This window comes from Chryseobacterium sp. 27AL (genome assembly GCF_057815395.1).
This window is the reverse complement of the sequence record NZ_JBYRIW010000005.1, coordinates 102,707-115,591: the sequence shown is the minus strand read 5'-3', so window position 1 is coordinate 115,591 and position 12,885 is coordinate 102,707. Positions and strand designations below refer to the sequence as shown.

The window sequence follows — 12,885 nt, the reverse complement described above, 5'->3', positions numbered from 1 at the left end:
ACCAAATAACAAAATATAGGAAGAAAAGAGTGATATATTCATTCTTATTATTAAAATTTTAATTCTAAATTATTAAAATTATGAGCAACAGAATATTATTAGTAGAAGACGATCAGAGTTTCGGGGCGGTATTAAAAGATTATTTAACGATAAATAATTTTGAGGTTACTCTTGCCACTGATGGAGAGCAGGGATTAAAAGAATTTACAGAAAACGAATTCGATATCTGTATTTTTGATGTGATGATGCCAAAGAAAGACGGATTTTCATTAGCTGAAGACGTAAAAAAAATTGATAAAAACACACCCATTATTTTCCTGACAGCCAGAAATATGAGGGAAGACATTCTGAAAGGTTATCAGCTGGGCGCGGATGATTATATTACAAAACCTTTTGATACGGAGCTTCTTTTATACAAAATAAAAGCCATTCTCCAGAGAAGTTCTACCCTGGAAAATGAAGAGCAGGAACAGTTTAAAATCAGCAATATTTTCTTTGACTCTATGTTGAGACAACTGAGAGTCGGTGACAATGAATATAAACTTTCCCCTAAAGAAAACGAGCTGCTGAAGCTTCTTTGCATCCACAGAAACGACTTTATGCCGAGAGATCTTGCCTTGAGAAAAATCTGGAAAAAAGAAAACTACTTCACCGCAAGAAGTATGGACGTATATATCGCAAAGCTTCGTAAATTACTTAAAGATGATGAAGGCCTGGAGATTATCAATGTTCACGGCGAAGGATTCAGACTTTTAGTTAAAAATTAAATATAAATTATCCTTATCAACTATAAAATTAGCAAAGCAATTCAAAATGTTTTGCTAATTTTGTTTTATATGAAGAATACAATTTTTGGCTTAATCGCTATTTCCATACTGACGATTTCATGTAAAAAAGATGAAAGAGCAACCTATTTAAAAGAAGAAGCGAGCGTTCAGTCACCGTCACTTGCGGTAAATCAAACCCCGAAACCGTCGCTTTTGGATCAGGCAGGAATTCAGACAGCACAGAATACGCCGACTGCAACAGTTACTCCTCCGGGAATGAACCCGCCTCACGGCCAACCGGGACATCGATGTGATATCCCTGTAGGTCAGCCTTTGAGCAGCAAGCCTGCTCCTGTGTCACAAAATTCAGCTCCAGCACAGAACAATACCCAGACGATACAGATCGATCCCAACGCTTTACAGCCCGGGAAATTCACTGTAGACAATAATGGAAAATCAAAGAATATCAAAACACCTAAGGGGATGAACCCTCCACACGGAGAGCCAGGCCACCGATGTGATATTCCGGTAGGACAGCCACTGAACAGCAAACCTGCTCCTACAGCACAGCCAACACAAGTTATTGCCCAAAACACGCCGGCCCCGAATCCAACACCAGCGCCGACAGGTCCTAAACCCGCCTTAAATCCGGCCCATGGTGAACCTTGGCATAATTGCGGTGTAAAAGTTGGCGAACCTTTACCATAATTTTTGTATTTTTGCAAAGTGAAACTTATTCAGATCATAACAATTATTTTTTGCCTAGGAATTTTTCTCATTCCTAAAGATAATTTTTATGCTCAAAATATGCAGGAAACATGTTGTAAGGAAAGCTCCGGAAGTGATTGCTGCAAAAAACAGCACAAAGAACATTCGAAAGAAAATCACAACAAAAAGCAAAAAACTTCTTCGTGTAATGACAACTGCTGTTCGTATTGCGCCACCTGCTACAGTTTTATAGAAATTCCTTTTTCCAGAAGCCTAAAACTGGACATTTCTTTTTACAAAGCCAATAAAAATTTATATTTCCAATATTCCGACCCATATCTTCCGGGACGGCTGAAGGAGATCTGGCAACCGCCGAAAATAGGTTAATTAATTAAAAATAAATGTAACAATGTTCCAGTTATCAATCTGCCAATGATTGTTAAATTATCACATTGTTAAATCGTTACCTTAATTGAATTAATCTAAATTTTAAACAAAATGAAATTATATATTTCCAGGATTATTCTTGGTATATTCTTATTATTTACATCATTTGTATTTGCACAGAATCTTTCTCAAAATCATTTTAAAGTAAAAGGAAACTGTGATTTGTGTAAAGATCGAATCGAAACTACTGCGAAAAAATCCGGCGCCAAAAAAGCAAGCTATTCTGTTGATTCGCAGACCTTAACATTAGAGACTGATGACACTGTTTCTACAGACGATATTTTAAAAGAAATCGCAAAAGCAGGGCACGACAATGAGAAATTTAAAGCTTCAAAAGCTGATTACAATGCCCTTCCAGCCTGCTGTCATTATGAAAGAGATCAATTTGCCGCAAATGAAGATCATCATATCCATTCAAAAAAAGAGAATGAATTTTATGTGAAAGGAAACTGTGAATCCTGTAAAGCAAGAATTGAAAAAGCCGCAAAAGACGCCGGAGCCGATCTTGCAGAATGGGATGCAGAAAAACAGACTGTTATTTTAAATTTTGATCCGAAAAAAACCTCAGCTGATAAAATTCTGAAGAAAATCGCCGATGTAGGTCACGACAATGAAAAGTACAAATCCAGCGACAGTACTTATAAAAATCTTCCTTCCTGCTGTCTTTACGATAGAGAAATCCCGTTTGGCGAAGCAAATCCGAAAGTTCATTTAGAAGAAAATGGCAAGCAGGATCATCAGGCGCATGAAACTTCCCACACTGAAAACAACAATGAAAAAGCCATCGAAGGCGTTATAGTAACAGGCGGAAAGACATCTACTTCACTGAGTAAAAAAGAAGCGAGACTAATTTTTAACATCGATAAGAAAGAATTGCTGAAAGCTGCCTGCTGTAATTTATCCGAAAGCTTTGAAACCAATGCCACGGTGGATGTTTCTTTCAGCAATGCGGTGACGGGAACGAAACAGTTGAAAATGTTAGGTTTAGATCAGAAATACACCAGCCTGACAAAAGAACTTCTGCCTGAAGTAAGGGGGCTGGCATCTGCTTACGGATTAAGTTTTATTCCCGGAAGATGGATCGAAAGTATTCAGCTTACCAAAGGCGGAAGCACGGTGACGAACGGTTACGAAAGCATTACAGGACAAATTAATACTGAATTATTAAAAAATTCAGAAAAGCCCGAAACTTCCCTGAACCTTTTTGCAGATTTCAACGGAAGAACGGAAGCCAACATCACCAGTGTTTCTAAAATCGATGATAAATGGTCGCAGACGTTTCTTCTTCATGGCAACGGAACTTTTGGGAATACAGATATGAATAACGACAGCTTTCTGGACAGGCCAAAAGGTACACAGCTCAATGCAGCTTATCTGCTCAATTATAATGACCTTGAAAAATCAGGTTTCGGATCTCATTTCGGAATCAATTTTATCAAGGATGAAAGAACAGCGGGTCAGATTGGATTTGATAAAAAAATTCCGCAGAATCAGCAGTCGTTGTATGGTGTCGGGATTGATATTTCACGATTTCAGGTTTGGAATAAGACAGGATATGTTTTTAAAGGAAAACCTTATCAAAGTCTGGGCTGGATGAATCAGTATACTTTTCATCAGCAGGATAGTTTTTTTGGTCTTAGAAATTATTCCGGAAAGCAGCAGACGTATTATTCAAATTTAATTTTTGAAAGTATTTTAGGTAATACCAATCATAAGTACAAAGCAGGAGCAAGTTTCATGTATGATGGTTACGATGAAACGTATTTAACGGGAAATTTTAAAAGAAATGAAATCGTTCCTGGAGCCTTTGCAGAATATACTTTGACAGGCTTAAAATATACTTTGGTAGCAGGTGCAAGGATTGATTTTCACAATCTGGCAGGAACTCAGTTCACGCCAAGATTAAATTTCAAATACGATATCACTCCGCAGACTATTCTAAGACTTTCAGCCGGAAGAGGTTTCAGAACAGCGAATGTTTTTGCGGAAAGTCAGCAGTATTTTGCTTCCAACAGGAATATCCAGATTCTTGAAAACGGAGGGAATATTTACGGATTAAGACCGGAAATCGCATGGAATTATGGGGCAAGCCTGCAACAGGAATTTAAACTCTTTGGGAGAAAATCAACCATTGTAGCCGACTTTTTCAGAACAGATTTTCAGGATCAGGTGATGGTAGATCTGGACCGTTCGCCTCAGCAACTGACTTTTTATAATCTGGAAGGAAAATCATTTGCCAATTCTTTTCAGACGCAGTGGGATTTTATACCTTTTAAAAATTTTGACATAAGACTTGCTTACAAATATTATGATGTGCAGGCTGATTATCTGAGCGGAAGAAGAGAAGTTCCCTTCATGGCCAAACACAGAGGTTTCGTAAATGTAGCTTATTCTACAAACAAAAATAATAACGGTGGTTTCTGGAGTTTTGATACGACTTTGAATCTGGTAGGAAAACAAAGACTTCCGGACACTTCATCAAATCCTAAGGAATTTCAATTGTCTTCATATTCGCCATCTTATGCTGTTTTAAATGCACAGATTTCGAGAAATTTCAACAAAAAAATCAGAGCCTATCTGGGTGGTGAGAATTTAACTTCTTATTATCAGAAAAACGCAATTGTTGACGTAAAAAACCCTTTCGGGAATTATTTTGATGGAGGAATGATCTATGCTCCGATTATGAAGGCTAATTTTTATGTTGGACTGGATGTGACTTTTTAAGTTTTAGGTTTGAGAACTGTAGAGTTTGAGTGATTTCAAATTATTTCATTCTCAAATTTCATAATACTACAAGCATGGTTTTAACAATAATGATTAAAGCCATGCTTTTTTGTATCTTTATCATAAAGTAAAATTCATGTCACAAACACTTATTTTTGAAGATCACTACAAGAAGCTCGGTATAGAAAATGTTTCCGAAAATCCTCTTGAAGCCTTCAGCGGAAATAAGTTTCGTTATGATATTAAAGTTTTATATATTCCACCCGGTTCTGAGATTTCTGTAGACTTTAATCATTTTAAAACGGCAAAACCAAGTCTTTTTTTCCTGACGAACCAGCATATAAAAATTTCTAAAACTAAAGAAGATGCAACTTTACTGTACTATAACCGTGATTTTTACTGCATTCAGATTCATGATAAAGAAGTAGCCTGTGACGGTCTTCTTTTTCATAATGTTTTTGAGATTCCTTTTGTAGAGCTTGATGACGAAGAAAATTTAATCATTAAAAATTTGTTTAAAAATATTCAGGAAGAGCTGCAAGGAAAAAGATTCTTCTGCAGAAGAAATGATCAGGACATACGTAAAGCAGATCATTATCCGCGCTACAAGAAAATGGAAAAAACAAAATCTTGATAATGACAACCTGAAAATTCCAAGTAACGAAATTGATATCTTCCGGGACTTCAGCAGATATCTGGAAATTCATTTCAGAGAAAAACACAATGTTTCAGAATATGCAGATCTTCTCCATATAGCTCCTAAAACTTTAACACATAAATTTAAAAATTTACATCTTGAATCTCCCAATCAATTGATCATCAACAGAATTCTACTTGAAGCGAAAAGGCTTCTGATTTACACGGATAAACCGGTCAAAGAAATTGCTTATGATCTGGGATATGATGATCCGGCCTATTTCAATCGTCTTTTTACCAACAAAACCGGAAGTACACCAACGAACTTTAAAAAAAAATTACATATCGGGAAAAAAGTACAACATTTAGTTCGTTTTATGTATTTATTTGGAATACTATCTGATATATCTTTGTAACATCAAAACAAACAATATTAACAACAAAAAAATTAAAGTATTATGAGACGTAACGCAACAGCCGTTTGGAACGGTACCATCAAAGAAGGGAAAGGACATTTAACAACACAAAGCACAACATTAAACCAAACGCAATATTCATTCAACAGCCGATTTGAGGACGGCGTTGGAACAAACCCTGAAGAATTACTGGCAGCAGCGCACGCAGGATGTTTTACCATGAAATTAAGTGCTGAACTCTCTCAGGCAGGATTTACTCCTGAAGAGTTGACGACAAAATCAGTTATCACTTTAGACCCTAACGTCGGAAAAATTACAAAATCCGAATTAACGTTAACAGCAAAAGTTCCGGGAATTTCAGAAGAAGAATTTCAGAAATATGCAAAAATTGCAGAAGAAGGATGCCCGGTAAGTGCTGCATTCAATTTTGAAATTACTTTAAATGCTACTTTGGAGAGCTAAATTATAAAGTATAAATCATCAATGGGGACGGGCTTTAGCCCGTTTTTTCATTTAAAACAATCAAATGGCTTTAGCCAAACTTAATTTAAACCGCCTTTCAGCTTAAATAAAGTTAAATACTTTGAGCTAATAGATTAAATCCATAAATATAAAATATACCGATTGGTATTTTATGTATATTTGCATCATAAAACTGAAAAATGTCTAAAGCAGAAAAGACAAAGCAATTCATTATTGAGAAAACAGCATCTTTGTTTAATACCAAGGGGTATATTTCTACGACATTATCAGACATCACGGAAGTTACCGGATTAACGAAAGGCAGTATCTATGGAAATTTTGAAAACAAGGATGAAGTTGCGCTTGAAGTCTATAAATACAATGCAAAATTATTAAAGCAAAGTATGTCACGTTCTTTCAGTGAAGAATTTCCTTCTTCAATTGACAAGCTACGGGCGTTCGTTACATTTTACAGGAAAAACTGGCAGCCGGTATTTCTTAATGGAGGCTGTCCTTTGATGAACGCGGCAACCGAAGCTGATGATACAATGCCTAACCTTAAGAATCAGGTGGTAAAATCTTTTGAAGAATGGATAATCAAAATTTCAGACGTTATTACACAAGGACAAAAAACCGGAGAGATGAATGAAAATATTGATGCCGGAGAATACGCCTCACTATTCGTCATGCTGATTGAGGGAGGTATTTTACTATCAAAAACCACCGGAGAAGGAAAATTTCTCAATCAGGCATTAGACAGAATTCTTAGTATTATCGATAAAGAACTGAACAAACACCCATCATAAACTTCAGCCTATGGAAACAAAAAAAGTGGCTATCGTAGGATACAACAGGATCCCTTTTGCCAGAATGAATACAGCATACGCAGATAAAGGAAATCAGGATTTGTTGCTTCCTGCTTTGAATGGTTTGATCGACCGTTACAACCTTAAAGGAAAACTCCTTGGAGAAGTTGCGGGAGGTGCAACAATCAAGCATATTTCTGAAAGCAACCTCATCAGAGAAACTGTTATGAATACGAATCTCGATCCTGCAACTCCGGCTTGTGACCTGCAGCAGGCTTGTGACACGGGAATTGAAGCGGCAATTTACATCGGAAATAAAATAGCCTTAGGGCAGATTGAAAGTGGAATTGCCTGCGGTGTTGAAGCAATGAGCAATATTCCTTTTGAGTCTTCTCCAAGATTAAGAACAGCTTTATTAAAAGCCAATAAAGAAAAATCTGTCTTTGGAAAAATCAAACAACTGTTAACTCCGAAATTAAAAGACTGGATGCCGATTCCATACAAAGGGCAGGAACCTAAAACAGGTCTGGTGATGGGTGGTCATACAGAAATTACTGCAAAATATTACGGAATTTCTCGTGAAGAACAGGACGAACTTGCTTTTAAAAGTCATCAGAATATGGCAAAAGCGTACGACGAAGGATTTTTTGACGACTTGATCTCTCCGGCTTACGGCTTGGATAAAGATAATAATCTTCGTCGTGACACGAGTTTAGAAAAATTAGCTACTTTAAAACCTGCTTTTGACAAACAAAACGGAACACTGACAGCAGGGAATTCAACACCATTTACCGATGGAGCTTCTGCCGTTTTATTAGCGAGCGAAGAATGGGCAAAAGCGAATAATTTACCGATTTCAGCCTATATCACTTTCTCTGAAATTGCAGGAATTGAATACGTGGAAAATAAACAAAACTTACTTCTTGCTCCTGTTTTTGCCGCAGAAAGAATGTTGAAAAAAGCAGGAATGAGCCTTGAGGACTTCGATTTTTATGAAATTCATGAAGCGTTTGCCGCACAGGTTTTAGCTACATTAAAAATCTGGGAAAATGATGATCTGGCTAAAAAATTCGGATTAGAAAAAGCATTGGGAAAAATAGACAGAGATAAATTAAATGTAAAAGGCGGAAGTCTTGCCGTAGCACATCCTTTTGCTGCCACTGGTGGAAGAATTATTGCAACATTAGCCAAGCTTTTAGACGAAAAAGGAAGCGGAAAAGGATTTATTTCCATCTGCGCTGCACGTGGACAGGGAATTACCATGATTTTAGAAAAATAAATACACAACACTAAACATCAGTAATTGTTAATTCAAATTACAATCGTCTCAACTATACCTTAAAAAATGATTTGAGGCAATACAAATAAACTTTAAAAGATAAATCAGTACCTATGAAGAGAGTGGTCATTACAGGTCTCGGTGCAGTAACACCTTTGGGAAACACTGTCGGAGAATTCTGGAAAAACAGCATCAACGGAATAAGCGGAGCCAACAAAATCACCCATTTTGATACAGAAAAATTCAAAGTACATTTTGCCTGTGAAGTAAAAAACTTTGATCCTAAAGCTCATTTATCCCACAACGAAATTAAAAGAAGTGATCTTTTTTCACAATATGCCATGTATTCCACAGCTGAGGCTCTGAAAGATTCAGGGCTCGAACTTGAAAATATGGATCCTTTCGACACCGGAGTTATCTGGGGAACCGGACAGGGAGGAATGTGGACTTTCGAAAGTGAAGTAATGGAATTCACGAAAGGTGACGGCACGCCAAGGTTTAATCCATTTTTTGTTCCTAAGTTTATCGCCAATATGGCTTCGGGAATGATCTCTATGAAATTTGGGCTTCAGGGAATCAACTATACTACGATTTCTGCATGCGCCACCGGAAATACTGCCTTAATGGATGCATTCAATTATATCAGGCTCGGGAAAGCAAAAGTTATTGTAAGTGGAGGCTCCGAGGCAGCCATTACGCCGGCATCGGTAGGAGGCTTCTCAAGTATGAAAGCTATGTCTACCAGAAATGATGACTTTGCCACAGCAAGCAGACCGTATGATGCAGACAGAGATGGTTTTGTGATGGGAGAAGGAGCTGGAGCGTTGATTTTGGAAGAGTACGAACACGCCAAAGCAAGAGGAGCAAAAATCTATGCAGAGCTCGTCGGGGCTGCAATGACGGCAGATGCCTACCATATGACAGCGCCTCATCCTGATGGAGTTGGTGCTATTAGAGCCATGCAGCTGGCATTAAATGAAGCGCAAATTAATACAGACGACATAGACTATATCAACCCTCATGCAACCTCAACACCTATGGGAGACCTGGTGGAACTGAATGGTATTAATAAATTATTTAAAGGAAGCAAAAATCTGGATATCAGCGCAACAAAATCCATGACAGGACATTTGCTGGGTGCGGCCGGAGCTGCGGAAGCAATTCTTTCTATTAAAGCTATTGAAACGGGAATTATTCCGCCAACGATTAATCTTCATACAATAGATGAGAATATTCCGAAAGATCTTAATATTGTCTTTGGAGAAGCTAAAGAGAAGGATATCAATTACGCTTTGAGTAATGCTTTTGGCTTTGGAGGACACAATGCAACATTGATTTTCAAGAAGTTTTCTTAAATACCAATCAGCTTTTTAAATCTTATTCCTTGTGTTTTAAACGCAGGATTTTTATTTGAAGTTTTTTGTAAGTTAGCCCGCAATTAAAATAGGATAATCGCAAGAATCAGCAGCAATCTTGAGGAAGCGAAAAATAAGATGTTAGAATATCTACAGTAATAAATGAAAAAGCAGTCATTTTTTTGACTGCTTTTTTATAAATAATTAAAATTTTTCTAATCAGGATCAATCAGGAATAAATCCACTTTCATCATTATCATCAACCGGAATATAAAGCCTTTCCCATTTTTTACCTTCTTCCAATTCCCAGCTGTGCCCTTTTCCTTCTACATCTTCGGCTAAAAGAATAATCCCGGGTTCGATAATAAATGTTGAACCATCGCTTACCTTAAACCTGATTTTGCCTTTTAACGTTACTACAAATTGCTTTCTGGGTGCCGGATGCTCTGCTTTTTCCCATTCTTCAGTTTTATTGCTGATCCAGAAAGAAGTCGTTTTTATCGGCTTTAGAACAGGAATTCTCCCCGTTTCAAAAGCACTGCTTCCGTCAGGATTATTGATGAGTCTTATTGCTGCAATAAATTCTGAAGTTTCATTCATTTAAGCTGATGTTTTTAGCCATTCTGATTTAGAAAGATAATTCTGATCGGGATAATAAATAAAAAGAAGATTTCTTCCTTTGATCGTATTAATGATCGGCTGCGTAAGATCTCTAGGCACAGCCGGGCATCCCCAGCTTCTTCCGATTCTTTTGTGCATTGCTGCAAATTCATCACTTACGTAGTCTGCACCGTGCATAACGATTGCTCTTTTGTAGGCGGCATCATTAAAACCTTTATCCATTCCCAGTAATCTCAGGGAAAATCCATTGTCCCCGTTGTACGTTGCATCCGTAATATAAAAACCTAAGCTGCTCTGAAGTGAGCTTTCGGTATTTGAAAAATTCGTTGCAAACTCTTCTCCGGTATTTTTTCCGTGGGCGACCAGTGAATTGAACAGTACTTTTCTCTCATTCATATCAATTACCCAAAGTCTTTTCGTATTTGAGGACATAGAAAAATCGCATACCGTAAGTAAATGCGAATCCTGATTAAGCAAACCAGCTTTCTTCAAATTCTCAAAACCAGTTAAGGCTTTGAAGAAAACTTCTTCGTTAAGTTCATGTCCTTGTTCAAATGCGATAGATCTGTATAACTCTTCTGATGAGGATACTGTTTTCTCCGTGGTGCTTTCCGATTTTGTGCCGGCTACTTTTTCAATCTTTTTTGTCCTGATTTCATTCTTTGCAATATCCTTTTCAGGCGAAAGATAGAATGAAGTAGTTACCATGTAAACAATACTTAATAAGCTATAAAATCCTTTCATTCAATATATATGTTAAATCCAATTGAGTCAGCAAATGTATAAAAACATAGATATCTGAAAGAATAACTCCACAAGTTTAACTCAAATTTAAGAAACTTTAACTTACTGATTTCGTGCTTGAAAACAACTTATTATTGCTCATCAGGAACAAACTCCAGGCTTACGGAATTCATACAATACCGTAAGCCGGTAGGTTTCGGACCGTCATCAAAAACATGCCCAAGATGAGAATCGCATCTTTTACAAAGTACTTCTACCCTGTCCATACCATAAGCCAAATCTCTTTTATAATAAACACCTTCCTTATCGGCCTCAAAAAAGCTCGGCCATCCGCAGCTGCTTGAAAATTTTGAGGTCGAGCGGAATAAATGGTTTCCGCATACGGCACAGAAGTATTCTCCCATTTCATCGAATTCATTGTATTTTCCGGTAAAAGCTCTTTCGGTAGCAGCTTCTCTCGCGACTGCATACAGATCCGGAGAAAGTATATTCTTCCACTCGTCATTAGAAACATTCAACGGTGTGCGGTCTGTTCGTGAGTAGTATGGATTGTTTTTTGCTTCGTTTTCCATAGAATTATTTTAAATATTTTGTGACTTTATGTTTACAATAACTCATAAGTTCACAATCAAATGTACTAAATTTGAGCATATGAATGATGAGGCAAAGAGAAAACAGCTTAGAAAATATAAAGCATTTGCCACCGGGCTTTTCCTCCTGATGGCAGTAATCTTCATCGGTACCACGCTATTACAAAAAAATGTCGACTCTCATTGGGTTGGCTATGTACGCGCCTTTTCAGAAGCGGCCATGGTGGGAGCTTTAGCAGACTGGTTTGCGGTTACGGCTCTTTTCCGGCATCCGTTGGGCTTACCCATTCCTCACACCAATCTCATTGAAAACAGCAAACAAAGGCTGGGTGATAATCTGGGCAGCTTTGTGGTGAGCAACTTCCTTTCCCCTCAAAATATCAGACCTTATATGCAGAAGCTGAAAATTTCAGGATTCGTAGGAGAATGGCTCGGAAAGGAGAAAAACCAGGAAATTCTGATTAAAAACCTTTCAGATATTGTTCTGGATATTTTAAATAAGCTTGACGATTCTTCAGTGAGTCAGTTTATCACGAAGAAAGTTCAGGAAATGACTGATGATATTAAACTTAATAAAATTGTAGGAAACGGGATCAGTTATATTATTGAGAAAAATAATCATCAGAGAATAGTAACCAATCTTTCATCACAAATCAAAAACTATATTCTGGAGAATGATGAAATGATTAAAGAAAGGGTAAAGAAAGGCAGCTATACATTTATTCCTGCTTTTGTCGACAATAAAATCGCCGATAAGATTGCCACCGGTCTGTCAGATTTTTTCAGAGAAATTGAAGAAGATCCGCAACATGAAATCAGAGCGTTGATTACAAAAAAAATCCATGAATTTTCTGTTGATTTAAAAGAAGATCCGAAATGGGATGAAGAATTTAAAAATATCAAAAATGATCTTTTAAAAGGTGAAAAACTCGAAGAATATTCGAATGACATCTGGATTTCCATTAAAAATACGTTGAAAAATGAACTTCAGGAAGAGCAGTCTACATTAAAAATGTATCTTTCCAAAAACCTGAATGAATTTTCAGAAAATTTGAAAACCGATGAAAACCTCCAACAAAAGATCGACAACTGGGTACGGGTAACGGCTTATAAATATATTCTGAAAAACACTCACCAATTCGGAAACCTCATCAGCTCAACGGTAGGAAACTGGCAAGGAAAAGAGCTCAGTGAAAAGCTTGAACTTGAAGTCGGGAAAGATCTTCAATTTATACGGGTAAACGGAACTTTAGTCGGGGGATTGGTAGGATTAATTATTTATACAATTGCCCATTTTTTTCTTTAAAATTGGAAAAAAGAGAGCTCTACT

Annotated in this window: 14 protein-coding genes; 11 read left to right on the top strand and 3 right to left on the bottom strand. The window is 37.1% G+C overall.

Annotated features, from left to right (window positions below):
* The first annotated feature begins 80 nt into the window (after nt 1-80).
* From AC3WV0_RS10575 to fabF, 10 genes are all read left to right on the top strand, one after another.
* The gene (locus AC3WV0_RS10575; protein ID WP_027380477.1) at nt 81-767 is read left to right on the top strand and encodes a response regulator transcription factor; all 687 of its coding nucleotides are present in this window, start codon (nt 81-83) and stop codon (nt 765-767) included.
* Between the two features lie 69 nt (nt 768-836).
* Nucleotides 837-1,475 carry a hypothetical protein gene (locus AC3WV0_RS10570; protein ID WP_488846046.1) on the top strand — a complete coding sequence of 213 codons (639 nt, stop codon included), beginning with the start codon at nt 837-839 and terminating at the stop codon, nt 1,473-1,475.
* A 99-nt stretch (nt 1,476-1,574) separates the two neighbouring features.
* Nucleotides 1,575-1,862 (top strand): hypothetical protein, encoded by a 288-nt coding sequence (locus tag AC3WV0_RS10565; protein ID WP_488846045.1) that lies wholly within the window; start codon nt 1,575-1,577, stop codon nt 1,860-1,862.
* Nucleotides 1,863-1,973: 111 nt separating this feature from the next.
* Nucleotides 1,974-4,646: a TonB-dependent receptor domain-containing protein gene (locus AC3WV0_RS10560; RefSeq protein WP_488846044.1), complete on the top strand. Its 2,673-nt coding sequence runs from the start codon at nt 1,974-1,976 to the stop codon at nt 4,644-4,646.
* A gap of 136 nt (nt 4,647-4,782) precedes the next feature.
* Nucleotides 4,783-5,280 (top strand): hypothetical protein, encoded by a 498-nt coding sequence (locus AC3WV0_RS10555; RefSeq protein ID WP_488846043.1) that lies wholly within the window; start codon nt 4,783-4,785, stop codon nt 5,278-5,280.
* The gene (locus AC3WV0_RS10550; protein ID WP_488846042.1) at nt 5,213-5,698 is read left to right on the top strand and encodes a helix-turn-helix domain-containing protein; all 486 of its coding nucleotides are present in this window, start codon (nt 5,213-5,215) and stop codon (nt 5,696-5,698) included. The genes AC3WV0_RS10555 and AC3WV0_RS10550 overlap by 68 nt, the downstream gene beginning before the upstream one ends.
* A gap of 42 nt (nt 5,699-5,740) precedes the next feature.
* Nucleotides 5,741-6,160, top strand: a complete 420-nt coding sequence (locus AC3WV0_RS10545; protein ID WP_488846041.1) for an OsmC family protein — start codon at nt 5,741-5,743, stop codon at nt 6,158-6,160.
* A 200-nt stretch (nt 6,161-6,360) separates the two neighbouring features.
* Nucleotides 6,361-6,966: a TetR/AcrR family transcriptional regulator gene (locus AC3WV0_RS10540; protein ID WP_488846040.1), complete on the top strand. Its 606-nt coding sequence runs from the start codon at nt 6,361-6,363 to the stop codon at nt 6,964-6,966.
* Nucleotides 6,967-6,976: 10 nt separating this feature from the next.
* On the top strand, nt 6,977-8,245 hold the full coding sequence (locus tag AC3WV0_RS10535) for an acetyl-CoA C-acetyltransferase (protein ID WP_488846039.1): 1,269 nt from the start codon (nt 6,977-6,979) through the stop codon (nt 8,243-8,245).
* A gap of 113 nt (nt 8,246-8,358) precedes the next feature.
* Nucleotides 8,359-9,600 (top strand): beta-ketoacyl-ACP synthase II, encoded by a 1,242-nt coding sequence (fabF, locus tag AC3WV0_RS10530; protein WP_488846038.1) that lies wholly within the window; start codon nt 8,359-8,361, stop codon nt 9,598-9,600.
* A 225-nt stretch (nt 9,601-9,825) separates the two neighbouring features.
* Here fabF and AC3WV0_RS10525 read toward each other — a convergent pair whose 3' ends face one another.
* The 3 genes from AC3WV0_RS10525 to msrB form a co-directional block, all read right to left on the bottom strand.
* The gene (locus AC3WV0_RS10525; protein ID WP_488846037.1) at nt 9,826-10,200 is read right to left on the bottom strand and encodes a cupin domain-containing protein; all 375 of its coding nucleotides are present in this window, start codon (nt 10,198-10,200) and stop codon (nt 9,826-9,828) included.
* Nucleotides 10,201-10,965, bottom strand: a complete 765-nt coding sequence (locus AC3WV0_RS10520; protein WP_488846036.1) for a murein L,D-transpeptidase catalytic domain family protein — start codon at nt 10,963-10,965, stop codon at nt 10,201-10,203.
* A 131-nt stretch (nt 10,966-11,096) separates the two neighbouring features.
* A complete protein-coding gene (gene msrB / locus AC3WV0_RS10515; RefSeq protein ID WP_488846035.1) occupies nt 11,097-11,537 on the bottom strand; it encodes a peptide-methionine (R)-S-oxide reductase MsrB in 441 nt (146 codons plus the stop codon).
* Nucleotides 11,538-11,616: 79 nt separating this feature from the next.
* On the opposite strand from msrB, the gene AC3WV0_RS10510 reads away from it, so the two are divergent.
* Complete coding sequence (locus tag AC3WV0_RS10510; RefSeq protein WP_488846034.1) at nt 11,617-12,861, top strand: DUF445 domain-containing protein; 1,245 nt, start codon at nt 11,617-11,619, stop codon at nt 12,859-12,861.
* Nucleotides 12,862-12,885 lie beyond the last annotated feature (24 nt).